General features: G+C 60.8%; 24 protein-coding genes, 1 tRNA gene and 1 pseudogene. 12 read left to right on the plus strand and 14 right to left on the minus strand.

All coding sequences use genetic code 11. The features are described from left to right. Positions 1-780 precede the first annotated feature (780 nt). Entirely contained in the window at positions 781-3,570 is a 2,790-nt protein-coding gene (locus NW809_RS02115) for a cation-translocating P-type ATPase (RefSeq protein ID WP_414401424.1), read from the plus strand. Between the two features lie 214 nt (positions 3,571-3,784). On the opposite strand, the gene NW809_RS02120 is transcribed toward NW809_RS02115, so the two are convergent. Together NW809_RS02120 and NW809_RS02125 are read right to left on the minus strand one after the other, a co-directional pair. Further along, a complete protein-coding gene (locus tag NW809_RS02120) occupies positions 3,785-4,714 on the minus strand; it encodes a TIGR01777 family oxidoreductase (protein WP_414401425.1) in 930 nt (309 codons plus the stop codon). 96 nt (positions 4,715-4,810) lie between these two features. Then, positions 4,811-4,990 carry a hypothetical protein gene (locus NW809_RS02125; protein WP_414401426.1) on the minus strand — a complete coding sequence of 60 codons (180 nt, stop codon included), beginning with the start codon at positions 4,988-4,990 and terminating at the stop codon, positions 4,811-4,813. A gap of 105 nt (positions 4,991-5,095) precedes the next feature. On the opposite strand from NW809_RS02125, the gene NW809_RS02130 reads away from it, so the two are divergent. Next, positions 5,096-5,656, plus strand: coding sequence for a hypothetical protein (locus NW809_RS02130; RefSeq protein WP_414401427.1), 561 nt, complete (start codon positions 5,096-5,098; stop codon positions 5,654-5,656). Here NW809_RS02130 and hemB read toward each other — a convergent pair whose 3' ends face one another. Both hemB and NW809_RS02140 read right to left on the minus strand, forming a co-directional pair. After that, positions 5,657-6,643 (minus strand): porphobilinogen synthase, encoded by a 987-nt coding sequence (gene hemB, locus NW809_RS02135; RefSeq protein ID WP_414401428.1) that lies wholly within the window; start codon positions 6,641-6,643, stop codon positions 5,657-5,659. A gap of 56 nt (positions 6,644-6,699) precedes the next feature. Further along, positions 6,700-7,632 carry a lysophospholipase gene (locus tag NW809_RS02140; protein ID WP_414401429.1) on the minus strand — a complete coding sequence of 311 codons (933 nt, stop codon included), beginning with the start codon at positions 7,630-7,632 and terminating at the stop codon, positions 6,700-6,702. Between the two features lie 369 nt (positions 7,633-8,001). On the opposite strand from NW809_RS02140, the gene NW809_RS02145 reads away from it, so the two are divergent. After that, entirely contained in the window at positions 8,002-8,118 is a 117-nt protein-coding gene (locus NW809_RS02145) for a photosystem II reaction center protein I (protein ID WP_011431538.1), read from the plus strand. 111 nt (positions 8,119-8,229) lie between these two features. Here the strand turns inward: NW809_RS02145 and NW809_RS02150 are convergent, their stop codons facing one another. Together NW809_RS02150 and NW809_RS02155 are read right to left on the minus strand one after the other, a co-directional pair. Further along, a complete protein-coding gene (locus NW809_RS02150) occupies positions 8,230-8,670 on the minus strand; it encodes a hypothetical protein (RefSeq protein ID WP_011431539.1) in 441 nt (146 codons plus the stop codon). Positions 8,671-8,822: 152 nt separating this feature from the next. Next, positions 8,823-9,401 carry a biotin transporter BioY gene (locus NW809_RS02155; RefSeq protein ID WP_414401436.1) on the minus strand — a complete coding sequence of 193 codons (579 nt, stop codon included), beginning with the start codon at positions 9,399-9,401 and terminating at the stop codon, positions 8,823-8,825. 76 nt (positions 9,402-9,477) lie between these two features. On the opposite strand from NW809_RS02155, the gene NW809_RS02160 reads away from it, so the two are divergent. Then, a complete protein-coding gene (locus NW809_RS02160; RefSeq protein ID WP_414401430.1) occupies positions 9,478-10,308 on the plus strand; it encodes an inositol monophosphatase family protein in 831 nt (276 codons plus the stop codon). Positions 10,309-10,569: 261 nt separating this feature from the next. Here the strand turns inward: NW809_RS02160 and NW809_RS02165 are convergent. Beyond that, a tRNA-Gly gene (locus NW809_RS02165) sits at positions 10,570-10,640 on the minus strand. Between the two features lie 94 nt (positions 10,641-10,734). Next, positions 10,735-11,178: a 2TM domain-containing protein gene (locus tag NW809_RS02170; RefSeq protein WP_099884457.1), complete on the minus strand. Its 444-nt coding sequence runs from the start codon at positions 11,176-11,178 to the stop codon at positions 10,735-10,737. 169 nt (positions 11,179-11,347) lie between these two features. Between NW809_RS02170 and NW809_RS02175 the strand changes: the two genes are divergently transcribed. Continuing rightward, complete coding sequence (locus NW809_RS02175; protein WP_011431544.1) at positions 11,348-13,312, plus strand: DICT sensory domain-containing protein; 1,965 nt, start codon at positions 11,348-11,350, stop codon at positions 13,310-13,312. 173 nt (positions 13,313-13,485) lie between these two features. Here the strand turns inward: NW809_RS02175 and NW809_RS02180 are convergent, their stop codons facing one another. Both NW809_RS02180 and NW809_RS02185 read right to left on the minus strand, forming a co-directional pair. Further along, a complete protein-coding gene (locus NW809_RS02180) occupies positions 13,486-14,043 on the minus strand; it encodes an SRPBCC family protein (RefSeq protein ID WP_414401431.1) in 558 nt (185 codons plus the stop codon). Between the two features lie 105 nt (positions 14,044-14,148). After that, entirely contained in the window at positions 14,149-14,394 is a 246-nt protein-coding gene (locus NW809_RS02185) for a hypothetical protein (protein WP_011431547.1), read from the minus strand. Between the two features lie 106 nt (positions 14,395-14,500). On the opposite strand from NW809_RS02185, the gene NW809_RS02190 reads away from it, so the two are divergent. Together NW809_RS02190 and NW809_RS02195 are read left to right on the plus strand one after the other, a co-directional pair. Further along, positions 14,501-14,617, plus strand: coding sequence for a cytochrome b6-f complex subunit PetN (locus NW809_RS02190; protein WP_240527309.1), 117 nt, complete (start codon positions 14,501-14,503; stop codon positions 14,615-14,617). A gap of 15 nt (positions 14,618-14,632) precedes the next feature. Next, positions 14,633-14,821 carry a hypothetical protein gene (locus NW809_RS02195; protein ID WP_011431549.1) on the plus strand — a complete coding sequence of 63 codons (189 nt, stop codon included), beginning with the start codon at positions 14,633-14,635 and terminating at the stop codon, positions 14,819-14,821. 40 nt (positions 14,822-14,861) lie between these two features. On the opposite strand, the gene NW809_RS02200 is transcribed toward NW809_RS02195, so the two are convergent. The 4 genes from NW809_RS02200 to NW809_RS02215 all read right to left on the minus strand — a co-directional run bounded on the left by NW809_RS02200 (position 14,862) and on the right by NW809_RS02215 (position 18,708). Then, positions 14,862-15,242: a DUF309 domain-containing protein gene (locus tag NW809_RS02200; RefSeq protein ID WP_414401432.1), complete on the minus strand. Its 381-nt coding sequence runs from the start codon at positions 15,240-15,242 to the stop codon at positions 14,862-14,864. 4 nt (positions 15,243-15,246) lie between these two features. Further along, positions 15,247-16,206 carry an ATP-binding protein gene (locus tag NW809_RS02205; protein WP_414401433.1) on the minus strand — a complete coding sequence of 320 codons (960 nt, stop codon included), beginning with the start codon at positions 16,204-16,206 and terminating at the stop codon, positions 15,247-15,249. Next, positions 16,161-17,756 (minus strand): GAF domain-containing protein, encoded by a 1,596-nt coding sequence (locus NW809_RS02210; protein WP_414401434.1) that lies wholly within the window; start codon positions 17,754-17,756, stop codon positions 16,161-16,163. Before NW809_RS02210 ends, NW809_RS02205 begins: the two co-directional genes overlap by 46 nt. 133 nt (positions 17,757-17,889) lie before the next feature. Next, positions 17,890-18,708 (minus strand): TatD family hydrolase, encoded by an 819-nt coding sequence (locus NW809_RS02215; RefSeq protein ID WP_228375368.1) that lies wholly within the window; start codon positions 18,706-18,708, stop codon positions 17,890-17,892. A gap of 137 nt (positions 18,709-18,845) precedes the next feature. Here NW809_RS02215 and NW809_RS02220 point away from each other — a divergent pair, with 137 nt between their 5' ends. The 5 genes and pseudogenes from NW809_RS02220 to NW809_RS02240 all read left to right on the plus strand — a co-directional run. Further along, positions 18,846-19,436, plus strand: coding sequence for a thioredoxin family protein (locus tag NW809_RS02220; protein WP_011431553.1), 591 nt, complete (start codon positions 18,846-18,848; stop codon positions 19,434-19,436). 517 nt (positions 19,437-19,953) lie between these two features. Then, positions 19,954-20,958: an ABC transporter substrate-binding protein gene (locus tag NW809_RS02225; RefSeq protein ID WP_011431554.1), complete on the plus strand. Its 1,005-nt coding sequence runs from the start codon at positions 19,954-19,956 to the stop codon at positions 20,956-20,958. Between the two features lie 54 nt (positions 20,959-21,012). Next, complete coding sequence (locus NW809_RS02230) at positions 21,013-22,665, plus strand: ABC transporter permease (protein ID WP_240527786.1); 1,653 nt, start codon at positions 21,013-21,015, stop codon at positions 22,663-22,665. Between the two features lie 155 nt (positions 22,666-22,820). After that, on the plus strand, positions 22,821-24,173 hold the full coding sequence (locus NW809_RS02235; RefSeq protein ID WP_414401435.1) for an ABC transporter substrate-binding protein: 1,353 nt from the start codon (positions 22,821-22,823) through the stop codon (positions 24,171-24,173). A gap of 101 nt (positions 24,174-24,274) precedes the next feature. Beyond that, positions 24,275-24,746, plus strand: a pseudogene (locus tag NW809_RS02240) (hypothetical protein); the annotation flags it as partial.

Here is a 24,746-nt window from a genome sequence, read left to right on the forward strand (position 1 = left end):
CTAATCAATCCATCCTCCTTCCGAAGTTGGTTTGCTAAGTGCTGCTATTGTACCCCTTGAGCCCTTAACAGGCTGTACCGAGATTAGCGGAAAGTTATGTGGTAAATCTCTACATCTCAAAAAATTTGATGCCAAGAAATATTTTGTAGCTTTGCCTGCAATCCTCCTTCTCAAGACAGTCTGGAGCAGTCAGACTTGGTTCTGCTTGCGAGAAAGGGTGAGCGGCCGTGTTTGGGGAGCCTACAGCCGGCTTGGAAGGGCCAAAAATACCTGCCGGTGAGCTGTTCCGGGAGTACTCGGGCGACCTGCGCACGGCGCTGCCAACAAGGCAACAGGTGCATTTGAGCCAGGTACATGGAGTAGCGCTCCCGCTAGAGGAAATGAGAGGGCCAGCTTCCCGTCGTAGGCAAATTCTGCTATGGTACAGCAGGTGTAGCTGTCATGGCAAGCTGGCAGGGGCTTGGACTGCATGGCTGCTGAGAGGTCTTCCGCTAGCACCGGCGCCTGCTTGCGGACTGCGGCTGCCGTTTTGGAAGTCGGCAGGGAAGAGGCATCTCCCAAAGCAAACACATTGGGATAGCGGGGGTGTTCCACGCCCACTTGTCCACCTCCACCCATCCTCCAGGGGCGGCCAAGAGGCTGCGCTTGACGCTTGCCTCAGGGTTGGAGGGAGCCGCTTGGGGAGCGTCTTGCTGGGAAGGGGCAGACGGCATCCGCTAGGCTGTCAGAGAGAAGAGCGGGAAGCTCCTCCTACTGTTGTGTTGTGGTGACTCACCGATCATGGCAAGATCTTCATCTCCCGAGCTGCTCCCGGCCCTTGCCTGGCATGCTCTGCCAGAGGAGCAGGCCATCCAGAGACTTTTCGGAGAGGAGCTGTCTTTGGCAGGGCTGTTGGAAAAGGGCCTCTCTCAAGCCGAGGTGGCCCGGCGGCAGCAGCAATATGGCCCCAATGAGCTGAAGGCCAAGGCAGCTACCCCGGCCTGGCTTAAGTTCCTGCAGCAGTTTAACCAGTCGTTGCTCTACATCCTGCTGGTGGCCGGGGCAATCAAGGCGTTCCTGGGATCCTGGCGCAACGCCATCGTGATCTGGGCGGTGGTGGTGATCAACGCCCTCATCAGCTACATCCAAGAGTCCAAAGCGGAGGAGGCCATTGCTGCCCTGGCCAAGTCGGTGGCCACTGAAGTCACCGTGATGCGGGAGGGGCAGAAAGTGCGGGTGCCCTCACGGGAGCTGGTGCCGGGGGATGTGGTGCTCTTGAGCTCGGGAGACCGGGTGCCCGCCGACCTGCGCCTGGTGAGCGTGCGCAACTTGCGGGTGGACGAATCGGCCCTCACGGGAGAATCGGTGCCGGTGGAAAAACGGCTGGGATCCCTCCCCGAAGACACGCCGTTGGCCGAGCGCCAGAACATGGCCTATGCCGGTAGCTTCGTGACCTTTGGCCAAGGGGCGGGGGTGGTGGTGGCCATCGGTAACCAGACCCAAACAGGCCGCATCTCCGAGCTGATCGAGGAAGGGGGATCCCTGCAAACTCCCCTGACACGTAAGTTTGAGGCGTTCAGCCTGACTTTGCTGAAAATTATCCTCACCTTGGCTGCGCTTACTTTTCTGGTGGGGCTGGTGCAGGGCCAAGCGGCAGCGACTGTCTTTGAGGCGGCGGTGGCGCTGGCGGTGAGTGCTATCCCCGAAGGGTTGCCGGCAGTAGTTACCGTAACCCTGGCCATTGGGGTTTCCCGTATGGCCCGACGCCATGCCATTATCCGCAAGTTGCCGGCGGTAGAAACTCTAGGCAGCGCCACGGTGATTTGCTCGGACAAAACCGGCACCCTTACAGAAAACCAGATGACGGTGCAGGCCATCTACGCCGGCTCCCAGCTCTACCGGGTTACCGGCAGCGGCTACAGCCCCCAGGGCCAGATCCTGTTCCCGGCGGCTGATTCCCCCATCGAAATCCATCAATTGCCTGCTCTTGAGGCTTGCCTCGTAGCTGGCTGCCTCTGCAACGACACCCGCCTCCAACCCAAGGACAAGGGCCAGTGGGAAGTTGTAGGGGATCCCACCGAGGCGGCTCTGCTTGTGGCGGCTCAGAAAGGGGGTTTGGATCGAGAAGATCTGCAGCGCTGCCGCCCTCGCCTAGATACCCTCCCCTTTGAATCCCAGTTTCAGTACATGGCTACCTTACACAGGGTGGGGCCGGAGGAGCGTTGCATTTACGTCAAGGGATCCGCAGAAGCTCTCTTGCCGCGCTGCTGCAGCCAGATGGGATCCCAAGGGGAGATCCAGCCCTTGGAGGCAGAGCCGATTCGCCAGCAGGTGGAGGCCTTGGCGCGGCAGGGGCTGCGAGTTCTGGCCTTTGCCCAAAAAACCGTCCCCAGCAGCCAAACTCAGGTGGATCACTCAGATCTAGAGGAAGGGCTGATTTTCTTGGGCTTGCAGGGGATGATTGATCCGCCGCGGCCGGAGGCCATTGCCGCCGTGCGCGCCTGCCAGAGCGCCGGGATCCAGGTGAAGATGATTACCGGCGACCATGTGCTCACTGCCCAAGCCATTGCCGAGCAGATGGGGCTGGGGGGTGGCAAACCGGTGAAAGCCTACAGCGGCCGGGATCTGGAGCAGCTCGGCCCAGAGGAGTTTGTTACCGCCGCCAAAGAGGGATCTGTCTTTGCGCGGGTGGCCCCGGAGCAAAAGCTGCGCCTGGTGGAAGCTCTGCAGTCGCAGGGCCATATCGTGGCCATGACTGGCGATGGAGTTAACGACGCCCCGGCCTTGAAGCAGGCGGACGTGGGGATCGCCATGGGAAGGGGTGGCACCGAAGTGGCCAAAGCCGCCGCCGACATGATCTTGACCGATGACAACTTTGCCTCCATCGAGGCCGCCGTCGAAGAGGGGCGCACCGTTTACAACAACCTGCTCAAGGCCATCGCCTTCATCCTGCCGGTGAACGGAGGGGAGTCAATGACCCTTCTCCTCAGCGTCCTCCTCAACCGCGAGCTGCCCATTTTGGCCATCCAGGTGTTGTGGCTCAACATGATCAACTCCATCACCATGACAGTGCCCCTCTCCTTTGAGCCCAGCACGGGGCGGGAGATGACCCAACCACCGCGGGATCCCGACGCCAATTTGCTTTCTCCCCGGCTGCTGCAGCGCATTCTGCTGGTTTCAGCCTTTAACTGGCTCTTGATCTTCGGGGTTTTTGAATACATCGAACAAACCACCGGCAACCTCAACCTGGCCCGCAGCATGGCCATTCAGGCGCTGGTGATTGGGCGCATCTTCTACTTGCTCAGCCTCAGCCAGGCTATTCCTACCCTCTTGGGCCGCGGGCGCGCCAGCCAGTTGGAACGCCACGAACGCCTAATGGATGTGGCGGCTATCACCATCGGCATTGGAGCGGCCATCCTGCTGCAGATCCTCTTCAGCCAATGGAGCCTGTTCAATGCTCTCTTCGACACGGCACCGCTAACTTGGGAGCAGTGGGGCTTCTGCCTGGTGGTGAGCCTGCCAATGATTGTGGTGGCAGCACTGGCCAACCGGCTAGATCCGGGAGGAGTCTCGCTGGCCCGCTCCCGCTAGCTGGCTCTTTCCAACTCCAGAGGAGACCAAGGGGGTGCCTTCAGCAGGCTTGGCGGGATCCCTGTTGGGGAAAAGCTAAACGCCGCTTCTATATCCGAGAGGCCTTTCGGAGGGCGCAGCGGTGTCTGGATTTTTGCCCGCAGGGATCCAAAGGAGCTTCCCCACAATTCTCCGCTGCTGGAGCAGTGGTGGGTTTGGCCATCTTCGACTGCGCTTAGCGGTTGACCTGGGGGATGAGGAGTTGCCGCAAGGCTTCTTTGAGGTGGGGATATTGGAAGGTGAACCCCAGCTGCAGCGCGGCTTGGGGGATCACTTTCTGCCCCGTTAGAACCACCTGAGCTGCTTCGCCCAGCAGCAGTTCTAAGGCTAGGGCTGGCACTGGCAGCCACGAGGGGCGGGCCAGAACTTGCCCCAACGTGCGGCAGAACTCTTCCATTGGCACTGGGTTAGGGGCAGTGGCGTTGAAGACGCCGGATCCCTGCTGCAGCAGGAAGCAGACTAGACTCACCCAGTCGTCGCGGTGGATCCAGGAGACCCACTGCTTGCCAGAGCCAATGGGGCCGCCGAGGAAGAACTGAAAGGGGGCAAGCATTTGACCCAGGGCTCCTCCATCGGGCCCTAGGACAATTCCTGTGCGCAGGATGGCCAAGCGGATCCCCAGCTCCTCAGCCGGGCGGGCAGCCGCTTCCCACGCCTGACAGACTTCTGCCAAAAAGCCCTGGCCAGGGGGATCTGCCTCCGTCAGGGGCTCTCCTTCGGGTCGGGATCCGTAGTAGCCCACCGCCGAGCTGCTGATCAGCACCTGGGGCTTCTGGCCAAGGGAGGCGAGGGCTTGGACAAGGGCCTGGGTGGTCTCCACGCGGCTGCGGCGGATCTCTCTTTTCTTAGCTTCCGTCCAGCGGGAAGAAGCCAGGGGTTCTCCGGCCAAGTTGACGACTGCCTCGTACCCTTCCAGAGCTGAGGCCCAGCTTTGCGGTTGGTAGGGATCGTACTCCAGCAGCTTGAGGTTGGGGGATGCTCCCAGAACGCGGCGGGCCTGCTCAGGGCGGCGGCTCAAAACCAACACCTCATCTCCTCGCTCCAGCAGGCGGGCCACCAAGCGGCGCCCGATAAAACCACTCCCACCCGTGATGGCAATGCGCATAGGCGGATCCCGATAAGCACCCTACAAGCCCCTGGGCTCTCTGTTGCCTTCGTCCTTTGGACGGCGTAGAGCTTGCCCAAGGTAGGAACCTCTAGCCTAGCGCGTTTCCGGGTTTGGCCATAGCCGGTTTTTCTCTTGGCTGTCCGGCAGTTCCTGCTTGGCGTTGACCGAAGACCCGGAAAAAGAGCCGAAATCCGCCTCCGCCGTACCGGAGTAGAGCTGAAAAGAAAAATGTTTTGGACCACCGCCTGACACGTTCGGAAAAATCGGCTTCAATAAGCCCTAGCTGCGCTTCCCAGTAGCAGAGGTGGTCTTTCATCCCCCGATTGCTTCCCTTCACCCGTGACACCCAAGTCTACTTCGCGTACCTCGGCTCGCCCCATGTCTGTCAATGAGGGGCAGGTTCCTCGGCCTGAGCTGGGCGTCTCTATTGCTCCGCGGCTGCGTCGTTTGCAGGGGCAGGGATCCCTGGTTCGGGCCGGAGCGCCCCCTTCTCTCCCGGTTCCCGGCCCGCGGACGATCCCCGTCCGGCCTTCCTGTTCAAGAAATCTGTCTCGCCTGCGGGAACGACGAGCCCCAGAGCCGGAGCCCCAAGCTTGGGAACTGCTCTGTCGCATCGGGGTGAACCTCGTGTTTACGGCGGCTGCCCTCGGCGGCCTGTATCGCCTTTTACCGGTGCAGTTGGCCCAGCACCACCGCCTGCAGGTTTTGGAGCAGAACCTCGAAGTCCTCTCAGCCCGAGTCTCACGGTTGCGGGAGGGAGTGGATCGCGGCATGGATCCCTTGCAGCAGCAAGCCCTCATCAAGGAACGCCTCAACCGCGTGCCGCCCGATCAAATCCAGGTGCGCCTGGTGGATCCCAGCGACCTAGTAGCCGACACGGAGAAAAAGGCACCCCCCACCTGGATTGGACAATCTCCCCAGTTGTACAGAAGGCCCTAGCTAGGACTGTTGCAGCAGCAGGGCCGCCTCTTTGGCAAAGTAGGTGAGGATCATGTCAGCGCCGGCCCGCTTCATGGCCAAGAGGGATTCCATCATCACCTTCTTGCCGTCGATCCAGCCCTTTTGCTCAGCAGCCTTGATCATGGCGTATTCGCCGCTCACGTTGTAGGCGGCCACGGGCAGATCTGTCGCTTCCTTGACCCGATAGATAATGTCCAGGTAGGCCAAGGCCGGCTTCACCATCACAATGTCCGCCCCTTCCGCCTCGTCCAGCTCCACTTCTCTAAGGGCCTCGCGGGCGTTGGCGGGATCCATCTGATAGGTTTTTTTATCCCCCCACTTGGGCGCGGATCCCAGGGCATCGCGAAAAGGGCCATAGAAAGCGGAGGCATACTTGGCGGAGTAGGCCAGAATCGCCACGTCGGTATAGCCTTGCTCATCCAGGGCCTCGCGAATGGCGCCGACGCGACCGTCCATCATGTCGGAGGGGGCAACAATATCGGTTCCCGCTTCCGCTTGCGAGAGGGCCTGCTTAACCAGCACCTCCACTGTCTCGTCGTTGAGGATCACCCCGTCCCGCACGATGCCGTCGTGGCCCTCGCTGCTGTAGGGATCCAAGGCCACATCCGTTATCACCAGGATCTCGGGGATTTCCTGCTTGAGCCGCCGCACCGCCCGCTGGATCAACCCTTCTGGGTTAAAGGACTCCCGCCCCGTGGGATCCTTTTTCTCTTCCGGCACCACTGGGAAGAGAGCCACCGCTGGGATCCCCAAGTTGGCTGCTTCCTCCACCTCCTTCAGGAGCAGATCCAGAGTGTAGCGGTAGCAGCCGGGCATGGATTCCACTTCCTGCCGCTGGTTCTCTCCCTCCATAACAAACAGCGGGTAGATGAGATCCTGCACCCGCAGGTGGGTTTCCTGAACCAGTTGGCGAAGGGCCTCAGTGCGCCGCAGCCGGCGGGGACGGTAGATCAGGTCTTGGCTCATGGGAGCAAGCAGAAAGAGGGCCTCTCTATTTTGCCATGAGGGCCCCAGGAGCTCAGTCAAAGCGGAGGGGGAAAATGCCGCTCCAACCAGCAGCCAATTGCTTGCTGAACAGCTGCAGCCTCGCAGTCGTGCAAAAGGTCGTGGCGCGACTGGGGAAAATCGTAGACTTCACCCTTGGGAAGCCGACAGGCAAACTCCACAGCGCCAGCAGGATTGACAACAATATCGGCAGAGGTGTAGAGCACCAAAACTGGCAGCTCCAGCCGGTGGGCTTGTTCAAGGCAGCGCCGGCCGCTGCGCACCAGCTCCGCCGTAAACCGGGCCCGGGTAACACCACACACGTAAGGATCTGCAGCCAAGGCTGCCTGCTGCTCCGCTAGGGAGGTCACCCGCCCGGGTTCGTAGAGGCCGGTCAGGGCCAACTGGGGCAAAACCTTGTCCAAGACCTGTAAAAGACCCCAGGTAAAGTGGTTGAAATAGTGGTCGATACGAAAGGCCGGGGAGATAAGGATCAAACCTTGCACCTGGTCGGGGTGAGCAAGCGCGTATTCCGTAGCCCAATTGGCCCCTGCGCTGTACCCGCACCAGACTTGGAGGATCCCTGGCTGGGGCCAAACTTGCTCGACGATTGCCTCTAGATCCGCCTGGTACTGACTAAAGTGCTCGATCCAACAGCGGATGCCACCTGAGCGTCCAAATCCCCGCATGTCGGGCGCCAAAGCTTCCCACCCCTGAGCCGCCAACTCCGCCGCCAAGGGGCCAAACCCGCCGCCGTGATCCCCTTTGCCGTGCAACAGCAACACCCGGCCCCGCGGGGATCCCTGTAGCCAGTGGCGCAGAAAAACCGCGGTGCCGTCTGAAAGCTGTAGTTCCCGGGAGCAATAGATCTCTTGAGACGACGGAGGTCTTGCCTGACTGGGCAACCGCTCCTCTGAAGCATCCCAGTGGTTTAACTGATGAACTGGATTACCGGACAAGTCAAAAGGCATAGATAGGTACCCAGCCAGCAAAGCCGCAGATCCCATCCTCCCATTCCCCAGCCTTCTCCAACACTGCTGCCGCTGAGCGAGCGCAATGTTGCTTTTCGCTTTAAAACATTTCTTAACAATTTTGCCCCTTGCCAGGGATCCCTATCTGGCCGAGCTTTGCGGCTCTTTTCCGGCAAGTGTCCGAGGCGTTTTGGGGACAAATTGGGGCCAACGGCGGGAATGAGGAGCTGTTGGGAGGTATGATCTTGTGAAGAACTTTTGCCGAGCCTCAGGTCTGACGGGATCCCGTCTCCGTGGCTCTCGGTCTTTGCTCTACCATTGCTTTGTTGCTTGTTCGCTTCATCCACTTGGAAACGGGTCGCTGAAACTATGCTGTTACTGAAAATCTCTGTTTACGCGGTGGTAATCTTTTTTGTGGGACTGTTTGTTTTTGGTTTCTTGAGCAATGACCCTGCCCGCAACCCCAACCGTCGGGACATGGAATGAGGGATCCCGCATTTGGGCGTTCCTGGTGAGAAGGGCTTACGCCTTAAGGGGGTGCTTGACGCATCCCCTGCTTTCGCTTAGCTCTCAATCCAAAGCAACGGCTCGGCTTGCCTACTGAAAGACTGTAATCAGAAGAGTCTGGGATCCAGAGCGGTTTTGCTGGTCAAAGGCAGTGATTCGAAACTGCCAAACGCCGGCAGGATCGCCAGGAGCAACCCGGAAGTCGGTGTTGAAGCTACAGAAAGTGGCACCTGGGCTGCAGCCAACCTGCTGGGGGCTAAAGACTTCTCTTTGCACGCGCGTGCCAAGCGGGTTGAAGGTTTCCAGTTCCACAAACTGGGTTGAGCGGGCGCCGCCCGGCACACTGACCTGCACCGTGAAAGCCGGTGTGGAGGTGCCTACGCGCCCAGAGGTAGGCGGATTGATAAAGGAAACGGTTGGGCTTTGGGGTGGAATGACAATCGATCCGCCAGAGTTGCCGCTGTTGCCGCAGGCGGTCAGAGTGGTGGCTAGAAAGCCCGTTGCCAAGAGAGTTAGCGCAGCGCGTCGCATTCTTGCCTTTTCTCACGAAACTTTGCAGAAACCTGGTGAAACCTTGGAAACCCCTTGTCCCTTCTCTGGGGCAAGTTTGCCTCTAGGCTAATCTTTGCTGCTCCAGCCCAAGAGCAAATGCGCAATCGCGCAAAGATAGAAGGTCTTTTGCGCTAAAGCAGCAGCAAGCGCCGCAGGATCAGGGCTAGGAGGGCAGCGAAGCTGACCACGATGAGCTGTCCTGGCAGGGTATAGCCAGAGTAGAGCCGAAGCAACTGCAGCAACTCTCCATTCCAGGGCTGAGTAGCTAAGAGATAGGTGATCCCGGTCAGGTGAACCAGGGTCAGGGCCACCAAACCGGCGGCGGCCAAGTCTTGCAGACGCACCGGCGCAGAGAGGCTGGGCTGCACGTAGGGGTTGCGGCGAGGGGGAAAGGAGGCGCGCGGTAAATGAGGATCCGTTTGTCGAAAGGCCATTGTCCCGCAGGCCCAGGCCGCAGGCAAAAACCCGAGCAAATAGCCAAAGGCGGGCTGGTACAGGTACTGCCACCCCCCTCCCTGGGCAAACACCTGCAGCCCTGCCAATCCCAAGCCTAGATAGACAAGCTGGGCGCACACTGCCGCTACCGGTCCCGCCAGACAGGCCGTTAGCAGCATGCCGCCGATTTGCAGGGAAAAGCTATATCCTCCCACCCCTGGCCACTGAGGCGGCAAGCTCACCTGGGTTAGGGTGCCCAAAATGGTCAAGATCACTCCAATTGCGGTCCAGAGCCATTCCAGAGGGGTTAACAGTCGGCCAGCACGCATAGCCGAGGGAAAATCTTTCCCTATGCTAGGAGAGAACACCGACGAGGTAGGCAAGAGAGTGGTTAAGCCAGAGTGGATTGCCTTGGCCCAGGCTCTAGCCGACGCAGCCGGAGCGGTGATCCGGCCTCTGTTTCGCGGGGAGCTGCAGGCCGAGTACAAAGAGGCTAGATCCCCTATCGTAACGATAGCCGACCGGGAAGCAGAACGGGCAATGCGGGCGTTGCTGGCCGCCTACGTGCCGGAGCACAACGTCCTTGGTGAGGAGTTTGGCTTCCACCAGACCGGATCCCCTTATACCTGGGTTTTGGATCCCTTGGATGGCACCATCGCCTTTTCCACCGGCAAGCCCACCTTCGCCACCCTGATCGCCCTTTTGGAAGAGGATCGCCCCATCTTGGGCATTATCGATCAGCCGGTGTTGCGCGAGCGCTGGGTGGGGGTGCAGGGACAACCAACCCGCTGGATAACCCCTTCCACCCAACAGCTTAGTCGCAGCAAAGCCACCACCGACCTCAGCCGCGCCTCTTTGAGCTGTACCACTCCTGATTTGTTTGCTCAGCCAGACCAGCAGCAGCGCTTTCAGCAGCTCAGCCGTTTGGTTCACATCACCTCCTACGGCGGCGACGGCTACCAGTACGGCCTCTTGGCCAGCGGCTACATCGATCTGGTGATGGAGTGCGGCCTCGCCCTCTACGACTTTGCTGCTCTCGTGCCCGTGATCGAGGGATCCGGCGGCCTGATTACCGATTGGTCGGGGGATCCCTTGACCCGCACGTCTAGGGGGGAAGTGCTGGCGGCGGCCAACCCCGACTTGCATCGCCAGGCCTTGGCTGCAATAAGCTCCGAGAGGTAGTCCCTAGCCCGAAGGTAAGCGCTGGGGAGCGATTGTTAGAAATTGTTGCTGACAAGATAAGGCTCTAGCCAAGTTCTTCGTCCGGCGCCCCCGTCGACAACCGGTACCGCCACCCCCGGCAGTGCCAGTTCAGACCAAAAGCGTACCAAGCTTTCCCTTTTCTCCATAGCCGTTTCCTGACACTTTCTGACCCCAAACTCAACTGCAGTTTAAGGCTGGAAGTGCTTATCTGGAGCGGGTTTATGGCTTTGGGTGGCTGGAAGCGGGCGAACGGAATCGAACCGTCAACAGCAGTTTGGAAGACTGCGGTTTTACCATTAAACTACGCCCGCACAGGCATTTGCCTCTGCAGCTACCTATACTAGCATCTGCCGGCAGTCTCCTTCTAAGACCATCGCCGCTCAAAGCAGAGAGACGAGATGCTACTCATCGACGCTGAAGCTTCTTCTGGCGTTTCTTTTGCCACTGCTGAAACTCCTTTTCGTAGCGTTCACCCTCCGTTTGATAGGCGTTCCAGCCTTTGAGGGAAACTGTCAAGCCCCAGCCCATGAGTATAAACAGCGACCAGGATAGCCCTCCGCCGGAAAGCCAGTCCAAGCCCAGCAGAAAGCTGTTGACAATTGCATATCGCCCCAGCAACTGGTAAAACTGCCGGCGGCGGTAGCGCTGGAATTCGCGATGTTGGCTGTTCAGCTCTTGCCAAGCCTTCCATTCCTGTTCGGCCAGATCCAGCTCTTGGGGGGAGATCCCCAGTTCGGCGGCCATCTCCTGCAGTTGGGCGCGGGTAAACTCGCCCAGACGCGGCTGGCGGGCCATGGCCCGCTGGAGAATTTGTTGCACGTCCTCTTGGCTGTACCGGGATCCCGACATTGGGTCTACACACAACCTTACAATTCTTAGCCCAAGTTAGCCAGATCTTGCAGCTCGTTAAGTTCGCCTTGCTGCAGAACCCAACCGCTAGACTAAACCTAGGCCAGCCCGCCAGGCGCTTTCTCCACGGCTAAGTTACTCCTTGCCAACCGAACTTGCCAATAGGGCTATGACTTCTACCCGCCCTAGATCCCGCCAGAGCCGTCAGAGTCGGACTTCCCTATTGAGCGATCTGCTGGAGGCTTTGCCCCATCTGCGCCCGCAACTTTATTTCAAGTCTTCTCTGGTTGCCCTTAGCCACGCCATCGAGGATCAGGTGTTGCAAGGTCAGGGATCCCCGTGGGTGTTCGCCAATTTTCAAAAGGAGCGCTACTACCGCCAGGAGGCGCGGCGCTACCGTCGCATCGGCGCGGTTGCCCAAGATGTGTTTGTGTTGGCTGCTCCCGATGGGGCTCAGGCCGACCTGCCCCCTGACTTTATCCCCCTGGATCCGGAGGATCCGCTGGCGCAGGAGTGGCATTTGATCGTTATCGACGCCCACTATGCCACCTGCTTGGTGTGTCGGGAGCGGCCCTGGCAGGGCAGCGACATGGATGCGGCCCGCCAATTCGATGGCATCTGGTCATTTGATCGCTCCGTCACTGCCCAGGCGGCTTTGGCTCTGTTGCCGAAGATCCTTGGCTACCGTCCGGATCTGGCCCCTCGCCTGGAGCCGGTTCGCCAGTACCTCGAAGGAGCTCCCCAGGATGCTGACAGCCAACTGAACCCCGGCCCTTTTACGGAGCGGCTGATCACCTATCTCCAGGTAGGGCAATACAAGCTGCAGCGGGCCTATCGCACCATTCAAGCTCAAGAGCGCAAAGAACACTTGATCAACCGCATCAGCAGCGCCATTCGCCAGTCTTTGCATCCCGGCGATATCCTGACCATTGCCGTTCAGGAATTGGGTCAGGCAGCGAAGGTGGGGCGCTGTTTGATCTACCGCTACGACGGTCAGGTTCCTGCTGTCCAGATCGATCACGAGTATCACACCCTGACGATGGGCAGCCTCAAGGGATCCCTCTGGCCCGTGCCAAGCAACCCTTTTTTGCAGGAGGCGATGGCCTCGGCCCAACTGGTGTGTTGCGAGGACACCCAAAAGGATCCGCGCTTGCAGCAAGTGCCGGAGCTGTGGCAGGCGGCGCAAATTCGCGCTTGGGTGGCCATGCCGATTCTCTATCAGGGGCGGTTGCTGGGCCTATTGGAGCTGCACCACCAACACCCCCGCCGCTGGCAGCTGGCCACCCTGGAGCTGGCGGAAGCCATTGCCAACCAGGTAGGAGTAGCCCTCCTGCAGGCAGAAGCCTATCAGCACCTGGAAGAGCTGAATCGCCAGTTGCAGGCTCTGGATCGGGCCAAGTCGGAGCTGATTGCCGTGATCGGGCACGAGCTGCGCACTCCTTTGTCCACCATTCAAGTGTGTCTGGAGTCTTTGGCCGGCGACCCCGACATGCCCTTGGAGAGGCGCCAGGAGATGTTGAATGCGGCCCTGCAGGATGCCGGTCGGCTGCGGGAGCTGGTGCAGGATTTTCTCACCCTCTCCAAGCTGGAAAGTGGTCGCGTTCGCTGGCATATTGAGCCGCTGTCTGCCCAAGAATGCGTGGAGCTGGCCCTGAGCAACGTGAAAGCGCGACGACGGCACGAGGAGTTACCCACCATCGAGCAGGCGCTGCCCAAACGGCTGCCGATGGTCAGGGCAGATGGCGAGTGGCTGGTGGAAGTGTTGCGCAAGCTGTTGGACAATGCCTGCAAGTTTACTCCTCCCAGCGGGCGGATCTGGATCCGGGCAGAGGTGGAGCCACCAGCCGGCGAACCTGGAGAAGCGATGGTGAGATTTACTGTGGCCGACAGCGGGCGAGGCATTGAGCCGGAGCGGTTGCAAGCCATCTTCGAGCGGTTTTACCAGGCAGAGGGATCCCTGCGCCGTTCCGTGGGCGGGACGGGTTTGGGGCTGGCCATCTGCCGGCTGATCGTTGAGGCGATGGGGGGGCGCATCTGGGCCGAATCGCCGGGGATCAACCAGGGCAGTGCCTTCCACTTCACCCTGCCGATAGCAAACCCACGAACCCAGACTCAGCCCTCGATGGCCGCCTGAAAAGTGGGGGGCTGCCAGGCTGCTGCGATGAGCTGGGATCCCAGCCGGCAAATGCAAACCGCGAATGTCCAACAAATCAGGTTGCCGCATAGCTCCCCTCTCCCAAAGGGAGAGGGGCTGGGGGTGAGGGACGTCCCTTTGGGAGAGGGGCTGGGGGTGAGGGATGGCACGCCCTATTGGGAGTATAAACTCAGGCAGCGCTCCCGAATGGCCTGGAGATTGAAGGCCAAGTCTCGGCAGATGCGCCGTTCCACCAGGCCGACCGGCATGCGGCGCGGCGGCTTCACCTGCAGGTGGTAGGTGAGCAAAGTTTGCTGGTTTAGCCACTCGGCCAGCTCCCAAAACCCCTCGAAAAGGAGAAAGTCCCCCTCTATTTCTTGGAAGCGAAGCTGGTGGGGAAAGATTTCCTCAATGGCCAGCACCACTGCCGCCGAAAAGCGGGCAAAGAGAACCTTTTGGGATCCCACCTGGCGTACCAGCTTGCGGCCGTTCTCGCTGCCGAGGAAGCGGCTTTCCACCAAGTTGGGCACAAACTCCGCCAGATGGTCGTAATCGGTTAAAACCTGCCAAACCCGCTGCCGCTCCACCGGGATCAAGACGCAACCTCGCACTTGGCGGCGGCGATCCCCCAAGTCCTCCACCTCCACTTGGATGTCTTCGGGAACTGGGATCCCGTCTTGCGGGGCAGGGTCTGGGAGGTTTTGGGGATCCTGTGCGGAGTCGGAAGGCATGGCCAGCAATCGAAGCGCGTCAGGGTTGCAGAACAAAGGGGAAGGGCCGGCAGCCCCAACCCAAGCCCAGTCCATTGTACGAGGAATTGTATAGGGGACAACGCGCTAGGGGAAAAAGGCCCGGAACCAGGCGACGATCACCTGCCACACCTGCTCCAAAAAGGCGAAGGGATCCCGCAGCTCCTGCAACACCTGCCGCGGGCCAATTCTAAAGACCACGTACAGCACGGCCAGGAGGACCACGATCCCCACCGCCGTCCAGATGGCCTCCCGAACCACCCGCACCCAGAAAACCAGCACAAAAATGGCGATGGCCACCGCGGCCACCAGCGGCAGGGTCTCCAGTACCATCGCGTCCTCCCTTTGGCTTGGGTTTTGGCCTCTGACCTTAATCTACCCAGTCGAGCCCTGTTGTAGATGCGCCGGGGATCCCATCCCGTAAAATGGGATCACCCCGATGAGCCTTCTTTGCTTGGCTAGACCTATGGACATCATCACCTTTGGCTGGGTTGCCGTTGCGGCTTTCTTCGCCCTTTCCATTGCCTTCGTGGTTTGGGGCCGTAACGGCATGTAGCCCCAAGCATCCCCCTTGTCCTTCGCTACCTCTGGCTCTATGGAAACCGACTTGCCCTGGGTGGCCCGCCTTGCGTATGGGAGCATCTTTTTGCTCTTGACGGCTGTAACGGTGGGCGTTGGCTACATCACCTTTATCGACTGGCGGGATCGGCGGCGGCGCAACGAGGCAGAACGGCAGGCTCGCCGCTCCAAGCGTCGCTAGCTCCTGGGGTTCTGGGAGAGGGGCCAAGAAGTTTCTCATCTCAATCGGGCTTACCGCCAACAACCCTCAGAGTAGGAGAGGCTACCGGGGGCAAGGGATCCTCAGGCTGGAGGCAAGAGAGCTCTTGCAGGAGGCTCTGGTTGGCTTCCCAGAGAGCTTGCAGGTTGTAGCCAGCGTAGGTGGGCAGAAAGTCCGCCAGCTTGCGGTTGGCCTCCCCCAACAGGATCATGCAGCCGCGGCGGTTGCCGTTTTGCAGGTGATAGTAGGCCACGGCGGTTTGCAAAAGCCCCTGGTAGAAGCGCCGCTCTGGATCCACTGCCTCCATCCACAGGGCCTCTAGGGTGTCGTGGCAGGCGTAAAATTCCCCCCGGTTAAACTGCTCGGCGGCCAAACGCAACGCTTCTGAGTGGGCATTGCTCATGTGGCTAGGCACAGTTGTGGGCTAGGGGTGAGGTCTGCACAGGCAGGGATCCCTGCGGCAACACCAGGGTAAAGCAGGTTTTGCCTTGAGAACTCTCCACCGAGACGCTGCCCCCCAGCCGCTGCATCCACTGCTTGACCAAAGCCAGGCCTAGGCCGGTGCCGCCCCGCTTCCAGGGATCCCCGCTGGGGATGCGGTAGAACTTCTCGAAGATGCGCTCCCACTCGCTGCGGGGAATCTCCACCCCCTCGTTGACCACCCGAATTTGCACTTGTTCAGGGCTGAGGCGGCGCGCCGTCACCGTGATGCGGTGCTGAGGCGGGGTGTACTTGCAGGCGTTGTTGACCAGCTCCTGTACCACCCGCGTCAAGGCGGCCTGATCCGTCACCACCTTGCCCACCTTCGGGTCAATCTGCCACTGCAACTGTTGCTGATTGGCCTCGGCCCGCTGCACAAAGGGCTGCAGCACAGTGGGCAGCCAGGCGGCCAGGGACACTTCTTCAAGATGAAGGGGTTTGGATCCCTGCTCCAACCGCTGCAGATCCAGCAGATCGTTGATCAATTCCGCCTCGCGCTCGCACTCCTGCTCTAGGATTTGCAGATATTGCTCCCGTTTTTGGGGGGTGCGGGCCATTTTCAGCAGTTGGATGGCCATTTTCATGTTGGTGATGGGGGTGCGCAGCTCGTGGGAGACGGTGCTTAAAAAATCATCTTTGAGGCGGTTGAGGCGCTCCAGCTCGCTGATTTGTTGCACCGAGGCCTGGTAGAGGCGAGCCTGGCGGATGGCGATGGCACAGTGATCCGCTACCTGCTGTACCACCTGCATCTCCAGGGTATCAAAGCACTCGGCTGCCGCCTTGGCCAACCACAGATCGCCCAACGCCCCCTGGTCATCCCGCAGCGGGCAAACCAAAAGCGTCAGCCCTTCCCGCGTGGGATCCAGCTTTGCCCCGGCAGATGGCACAGTTGCGCCGCCTGCCCCCTTTGCAGTTGTCGGTAGAGATCTGGGTAGTCGGCCAGGGTTAGGGTGATCCCGCCGGCGGGCGGCAGGGCGGCGGTGTATTCATAGCGCACGGTGGCCTGGCCGGCTGCTCCCTCGTAGAGGCAGAGATCGCAGCCTTGGATGGGCAGCCCCAGCGCCAACTCCTGCACCACCGCCCGCAGGATCTGGGCTTCGTCTAGGCTGCTGCGCACCTGGTCGGTAACCCGCTGCAAGAGGGCATCCATGGCCAAAGAGCGCTGCAGGGCCGCCGTCCGCTCCTCTACCTCGTGCTCCAGACGGGCGTTGAGATCTTGCAACTGCCGGTAGAGCTGGTTTTGCGCAATCGACAGGGCCAGGTGCACCGCAGCGCGGCCGACCAGCTCCAGCTCCGCGGCCGACCAGGCCTTGGGCTCGTCAACTTTCAGCTCCCGCCAAGCGGCAAAGGAGATCAACGGCAGTTCTTGACGGGGATCCTCCCCACCTTCCCCTTGGGCGGGCCAGCGGTAGCCGGCCCAGTGGGTCTCTTGGCAGAGGGCGCCGCGAAAGACGCTCAGCCAGCCCACCAGCTGCTCGTTCCAAACCAGCGGCACCGCCAGCAGCCCGCGAATGGGCGTCTGCTGCAGCTGGGCCTGCAGTTCTGGCCACTTCTCCAACTGGGAAAGCGACCACGTCTTCACCCCGTTTCCTGCTGTCTTGGGCCTTCCCACCTGCTCCTGCAGCCAGGCGTCGTAGCCTGCCGGCGGCTGGATCCCATGGTGGCAGAGGGTGTCCAGGCCCAGGAACCGGATGCGCAGCCGCGCCCCGATCCCTTGGAGGCCGGCGGTAAGCTGCTCCAGCACAGTGGTCAAGGTGGTCTCGGGGTGGAGCGGCGAGTACACCAGCGCCGCAATTTGGTTAATCAAACGTTCCTGCTGCGCCTTTTGCCGCGCCTGCTCCAGCAATTCCGCCTGGGCAATGGCAATCGACACCTGATCCGCCACCAACTGCACCACCTGCAGCTCTTCGGCAGAGTAGGAGCGGGGCTCGGCGTGGTGGGAGACCAAGAGCCCCCACAACTGCTGGTGATGCAGGAGGGGTACCACCAGAGAGGAGGCCACCCCCATGCACTTGAGGTAGTGGGCATGGCAGGGATCCACCAGCCGCTGCGGCACCTCGCCCAGGGGCAAAGGCCGGGCCTGGGCAAAGCGGCCCAGCGACTCCGGCTGGCTGAGGAAGCGGGTCTGGGCCTCCACATCCACGATCACCCGCACCTGGGCCAGGCGAAACAGCTGCCGCGCCTCTTCTGGGATATCCCCCGCCGGAAACGATAGGCCCAAGAGGGAGGGCAACCGCTCGGCTTGTCGGGCTTCCGCCACCACCGTCCCATGGCCTTCCGGGTCGAAGCGGTATACCTTGACCCGATCCGTGCCCAAAAAGGCGCGCACCTCCTCCACCGTTGCCCTCAGGATCTGATCCAGCTCCAGGGATTGCCGGATCTGGTGGGTAATGCGGTTGATGAGGACATCCCGGCTGGCGCAGGCTGCAGGGGCCAAGGTTTCCATAGCTATAGGGGAGTGCAAAAGTATTGGAAGCTACACCTCCTCTTTCACGATAGCGCCCCCTGCCGGGAAGTTAGAGAGCCCCAAGTAAAAAGCTTAAAAAATGCCAAAAGTTCTCCACCCTTCTTCACAAGGGGGGCTGAGGCAGGCGGAAGAGGCGGGCGGCATTTTGGCTGGTCTGTCGGGCCAGGTCTTGCAAGGGGATCTGCAACAGCTCCGCCAGGGTTTGGGCCACCCGCTGCACATGGGCCGGCTCGTTGCGCTTGCCGCGGAAGGGGGTGGGGGCCAGGAAAGGGCAATCGGTTTCCACCAGAAGCTGGGACAGAGGCACCTCCTGGGCCGAGCGGCGCACCGTCTCAGCGTTCTTAAAGGTGACGATGCCGCTAAAGCTGATGAAGCAGCCCAGCTCCACAAACAGTCGCGTCTCCTCCGGGGATCCGCTCCAGCAGTGCATCACCGCCCGCAGCGGCCCCCTGGCAGCCATGGCCTCCCTCAAAATCTCGTAGGTGGCTGCTGCCGCCTCGCGGCAATGGACGATCAGGGCCAAATCCTGCTCCTGGGCAAGGGCAATGTGGGCGCGGAAGGATTCTGTTTGCCGCTCCACATCGGCCGGGTCGGACTTGTAGAAATCTAGGCCTGTCTCCCCAATGGCCACCACTCGGGGGTCGCCGGCGGCCAACTGGGCGATCTTTTCGGCCAGATCCGGCTGCCACTGGCGCGCCTCCAGAGGGTGCAGCCCCACCGACAAAAACACCTCCGGATACTGGTCGGCAATGGCCTGCAATTGGGGAAACTCCGCCGGCGTTACGCAGGAGTGCACCAGTTGCTGGATCCCGGCCTGGCGCCAGCGCTCGGCCACCTGCGGCAGATCTTCGGCAAAATCGGGATAGTTCAAGTGGACGTGGGTATCCACGAGGGGGGCAGCGGGCAAGACGGCGGTGCTCAAGGCTCAGCTCCCGAACCAAATGTTGCGGACTCTATCCAATTGTAAAAGCGGTTCCCGGCCTGCTTGGGGTGGGGGCTGCTGCGGGAGGAGCAGGATGATCCATGATGATTGAGGAAACCTTACGCTGGAGGTTTGCTATGGCCCGTACTCCCTCGACCATGTTGCCTCTGGGCACCCCTGCCCCTGACTTCAGCCTGCCCGATGTGGTGAGCGGCCAAACCATTTCCCTCTCCACCTTTGCCGACAAGCCGGCCCTGTTGGTGATGTTTATTTGCCAGCACTGCCCCTATGTGAAGCATGTGCAAGAGGAGCTGGCCCGCATTGGCAGAGATTATAAGGACCGCGGCGTCGGCATTGTAGCCATCAGCGCCAACGACGTGGAGAAATACCCCGACGACAGCCCCGAGAACCTGAAGAAGATGGCCGAGACCTTGGGCTTCACCTTCCCGTTTTGCTACGACGAAAGCCAAGAGGTGGCCAAGGCCTTCACGGCGGCCTGCACCCCCGACTTTTTCTTGTTCGACGCGGAGCGCAAGCTGGTGTACCGCGGCCAACTGGACGACAGCCGCCCCAGCCTGCCGGATGTGCCGGTGACGGGCAAAGATTTGCGGGCGGCGCTGGATAACCTGCTGGCGGGCAAGCCCATCGATCCCGACCAAAAGCCCAGCCTCGGCTGCAACATCAAGTGGAAACCCGGCAATGAGCCCGACTATTTCAAGCAAGCCTAAATTCGCCAGCAACCCTTGGGAAAGCCTGAGCCGACCGGCCAGCCAAGCCCGCCGGGCGCCTCTAGTAGGGGTGGGCTTGGGGGAATCTGCGGAAAAAGTAGCCAGGGCAGTTCCGGGTTCCTTTGTGCCAGCAGGCTGCAGGCCTTGAAGCTAGGGTTTTTGCCTGCGGCGGCGCCCAGGGTTTTCCCCTCTCCCAGGGGGCTGCGGCATCAGCCGCAAGTTCTGGGTAGCCCAGGGCGCAGAACTAACTCTGACAAACCGGAAAGGACTCCAAAGGCAAGCTGTAGCCGCGGGGAGAATCTCAACATCCTCGATGAATCCAGAGATAACCTCGGGTTAATCTTCCTGGGGTAGTTTAGCGATGGCTGACTCTTGCCAAAGGCAAAAATTGCAGGGGGCGAAGGTCGAAGTGGATTTTCACTGTCGCGATCTGGACGCGATCTGAAATCCGAAAATGCCTTTGCCTTTGGCAAGTTGGTAGCGGAGTCCAGGTCAAGCTCTCAAGCGAGGGAAAACGATGAAGCGTCCTCTACCTTTGTTGGCGGTACTCTGGAGCCTGGTTTTTGCCCAGCCCCTTGGGTGGGGATCCCTGAACCCAGCCTGGGCCAAGCCGTCCGGCACCTTGCGTTTGTACACTTCCCAACCCGATGCAGATGCTCAGAAAACCGTGGCTGCGTTTCGGGAAGTTTATCCAGAGGTTTCGGTGGAGATCTTTCGCTCCGGCACCGAGGAGGTGATCAGCCGCTTTTTGCTGGAAGCCGAAAAGGGTAGTCCCCAGGCTGATGTGCTGCTGGTGGCCGATGCGCCTACTTTTGAGTTGCTGAAATCCCGCAATTTGCTGGAGCCCTACTGCAGCCCTGAAGCCAAGGCCATCGCCGCCACCTACTACGATCCAGACTGCCACTATTTCGGCACCAAGATCCTGGCCACGGTGATCGTTTACAACACGGCCAAAGCCCAGCCCGTGGATAGCTGGGCGGCCCTAGCCCAGGTTCCGGAAGGCCAACTGGTGATGCCCAGCCCCACCTATTCGGGTGCTGCCGCCTACAATTTGGGGGTGATCACACGCACCCCCGGCCTGGGCTGGGAGTGGTACGAAGCCCTGAAAAAGAACAAAACGGTGCTGGTGCAGGGCAATGGCGCTGTCGCCCGCAACGTCGCCAGTGGCGAACAGAGCTACGGCATGGTGGTGGACTTTCTTGCCATTCGCAGCCGCAACGAGGGATCCCCAGTGGAGGTGGTCTATCCCAAGGAGGGCGTGCCGGTGATTACCGAGCCGGTGGGAATTGTCAAAGGAACGTCTAACCTGGAAGCTGCCCAGGCTTTTGTGGACTTCTTGCTGTCTCAGAAGGGGCAGGAGGTCGCTGCTGAGATGGGCTACATGCCGCTGCGGCAGGGTGTGACGCCGCCAAAAGGGTTCCCCGCTTTGAGCGAGCTGAAGATCTTGAGCGCCCCGGCAGCAGAGTTGGCCCAAAGCCGCGAGGCCGACAAGGCCCGCTTTGCCAAGTTGTTTGAGGAATAGGTGGGATCCCTTGGGCGTCGGCAAAGGCGTGGTCTAACGTTTCTGGGGGAGGGTTTGAGTAAAGGGTTAAGGCACCCCATCATTCCCTGGCTGGTGGCTGTACCGGGCCTTTTGGTTTTGACCCATGCCTATCCCCTCTGGCGGCTGCTGCAGCGAGCTTTGAGCGGGGAAGGTGAGAACATCCGCTGGTTGCTGGAAACGCCCCGTGTCCATCTGGCGCTGGTTCACAGCCTTTGGGTGTCGGCGGTCTCAGCCACATTGGCGCTGGTCGGCGGCCTGGTGCTGGCGGTACTCACCACCCAGACAGATTTGCCGGGCCGCAGCATCCTGCGGGTGCTCTTTTTATCTCCCCTTGTGGTTCCGCCCCAGGTTTTGGCCTTGGCCTGGATCCAATGGGCCGGGCCGGTGGGCTATTTGCAGCAGGGGCTGCGCTGGATTTTGGGGGGTCAGGGATCCCTGTGGAGCCTCTACACGCCGGGGGGGATCATCCTGCTGCTGGCTCTTTTTGTGCTGCCAATTGCCTACCTGACGCTGGTGGCGGGCTTGAGCCGGCTCTCCAAGCAAGCTCAGGAGGCGGCCCAACTGGATGGGGCCAACCTGCTGCAGGTTTGGCTCTTCATCACGCTGCCCCTGTTGCGGCCCTCTGTGGCGGCAGCAGCGGCGCTGGCCTTCTTGGGGGCCTGGGGCAATTTCGGGATCCCGGCCTTGCTGGGGATCCCAGGACGCTACCTGACTTTGCCCACCCTGCTGTACCAAGAGGTGATCAACTTCGGCGGGGATGGGTTTGGGCGCAGCGCGGCGCTGGCGTTGCTCTTTGGCCTGCCGGCCCTCTTCTTTTTGGCCTGGTCACAGCAGCCTCAGGCGGGGCTGGATCCGGGCGAGGCCCCTCCGGATCCCTATCGCTTGGGCTGGCTGGGTTGGCTACTCAGCGGGATCCTCTTTGCCGCAGCCTTGCTGGTCATCCTTGGGCCTTTGCTGGCCATGGCTGCAACTGCCCTGCTGCGGGCCTATGGCCTGCCCTTGGTCTGGTCTAACCTGACGCTGGAGCATTTCCGGCTGGTTCTGTTTGAGCTGGAGCGGGCCCGCCGCGCCACGCTGCACAGTTTGGGTTTGGCGGGAGGAGCAGCGCTGCTCTGCAGCGGGATGGCGACGATCTTGGGCTACGCCCTGACCCGGCTGAAAGCACGGCTGCTGGCGCTGCTCAGCTTCATTGTGGACTTGCCCTATGCCCTGCCGGGCCTGATTTTTGCGTTGTCCCTCATTTTGGTGTGGTTGCCCCCTCCCCTGCCGGGGCTGAGCCTCTACGGCACCCTGTGGCTGATCCTGATGGCCTACTTGGGGCGGTTCTTGGCCCTGGCGCTGCAACCAATGCAAGCTGCTTGGCGCAGCCTGGACACCAGCCTGGAGGAGGCGGCCAGCATCGACGGGGCCTCCCTGCTGCAAACTTTTCGCTACATCCTGCTGCCCCTGCTGGCACCGGCCTTGACAGCAGCGGTGTTGCTGGTGTTTTTGCAATCTTTTGCCGAGCTGACCCTCTCCGCCCTCTTGGTCACCTCCCGCTCAGAAACCTTTGGGTGGCTCATCTTTGGCTTGCAACAGGGGGGCTACACCCACCAGGCAGCAGCTCTGAGCACCCTGCTGGTACTCGTTCTCTTTGGCTTGGCTGCCGGGATCCAGGCGCTGCGGCGGCAGGTTGGGCAGCCTTAAGCAGGGGATCCCACCAGATCCTTCACGGATGGGGGTCGATGGTGGTGGTGCGACGGATGGGTTGCCCCTTCAGGATCCCCGGTTTATAACCTGCTCTTAATGTCGCTGCGCTAGTATCAGTCCTGCCCTTAGTGGATGCGACTGCATTTTATTTTATGAATACCCGTCGGACTTTCCTGGCTGCTCTGGCCGGCCTGGCGGCTGCCGCTGGTGCTGCCTTCCTGGCTGCTGACAGCTTTGCCCAGTCTCCTGCCAACGTCAAAGTTTGGATTGCCTTTACCGATAACCGTCTCGATTGGGCCCGTCAAAAGGCGGCAGAGTTCAACAAGCAATTTCCTCAATACAATGTAACTGTTGAGGGCTACGGCAACTACGAAGAAATTCAACAGGCCACCGACCTCGCTATTCAACAAAAAGCCGCTCCGGCAGTGGTGCAGTGGTTTGAGGTGGGCACCCAACGGGCACGGGATTTCGGCTACTTCAAGTCCATCGCCGAGGCGCTGGGCAACCGCACCGAAGTGAACGGGATCCCGGTGAACTTCGAGGATTTTATCGAGCCGGTGGTGAGCTACTACACCCTGGATGGCAAGTTCACCTCCATGCCCTGGAACAGCTCCAGCCCCATCCTCTACTCCAACACCGCCATTTTGAAGAAGGCTGGGATCGAAAAGCCGCCGGCCACCTGGCAAGAGCTGGAGGCTGCTTGTCAAAAGATCATGGCCCTCCCCGACGCTCCCCAGGGCTGCGTCACCTGGCCCAATCACGGCTGGTTCTACGAGCAGTGGATGGCCCAGCAGAATGCCCTCTTGGCCAACAACGACAATGGCCGTGCCGCCCGTGCCACCCAGGTCTTTTTGGACTCGGAGCCGTCAATTGCCATCGCCACCTGGTGGAAAGGGATGTATGACAAAGGCTACTACATCTACAGCGGCAAGCAGCGGGATTGGGCAGCCACCGAGCAGGCCATCCAGACCGGTACCGTCGCCATGGCCATCACCAGCAGCGCCGATGTCGCCAACATCACCAACGCTGCCAAGCAAAACAACATCGAGCTGGTCACCACCCGCATGCCCTACAACGCCGACAAGGGTTGGACGGGGAACTTGATCGGGGGCGCCAGCCTTTGGTTGGTGAAGGATCTGCCCAAAGAGGTGGAAGAGGGGGCGCTGACCTTCATGTTGTGGCTGAATAACACCGAAAATGCTGCCGAATGGCACCAAGTGACCGGCTATCTGCCCATTCGCAAAAGCTCGGTAGCCTTGCTGGAGTCGCAGGGCTGGTTCAAGGAAAACCCCAACTTCTTCACTGCTATCGACCAAATCAACAACTCCAAGGTCACTCCTGCCACCCGTGGGGCGTTGCTGGGAGCCTTTCCTGAGATTCGCAATGTGGTAACCCAGACCATGGAAGATCTCATGCTCAAGGGCGGGGATCCGGCCCAAGCCATGGCCAGGGCCAACGAGACTGCCAACCGGCTTCTGGCCGAGTACAACTCCCTCTATCAGTAATTGGTCAGGAGCTGGGCTACAGCAAAGCAAAATCTGAGGATGGGGGGTGGGCGGCGGCCTGCCCCTTTTTGGCTTTTGCAAGGTTGGATGGGAGAGAGAACATGGGGAAATGGATCCAAGTGCTGCTGCCGCTGCTGGCGGGGTTGTCGGGGGCCCTCTGGGTGGGATCCCGTTTTCGGCGCATCGAGCGGCCTGTGCTGCTGGGGGCGGCTCTGGGGGGGCTGGCAGGAGGGTTGGGATCCCTGATCTTCATGGTGCCGCTGGATTTTTGCACCTTTGAGCCGGAGCGCAAGGCCATCGACCTCGCTTTTGGCGTGGGGTTGGTGCTGGCGGGCATGGCCATCCCCCTCTGGCCGCTGCTGGCCTGGATCCGCAAGGAGCGGGAGCGCCGCCTGGGGATCCCCAGTGCAGCTCCCCAAGAGAGGGGTATCTTCAAGCAGGGGTGGCTGGCCTGGCTGCTCTTGTTGCCCACCTTCGCCATTTTGGTGGTGTTTCTCTACTATCCAGGGCTGGATACCCTGCGCCTCTCCACCCTGCTCACCTTTGTGGGCGCGCCGCGCAGCCGCTTCGTCT

Source organism: Synechococcus sp. WC101 (assembly GCF_047461555.1).
In the GTDB taxonomy this organism is placed as follows: Bacteria; Cyanobacteriota; Cyanobacteriia; order Thermostichales; family Thermostichaceae; genus Thermostichus.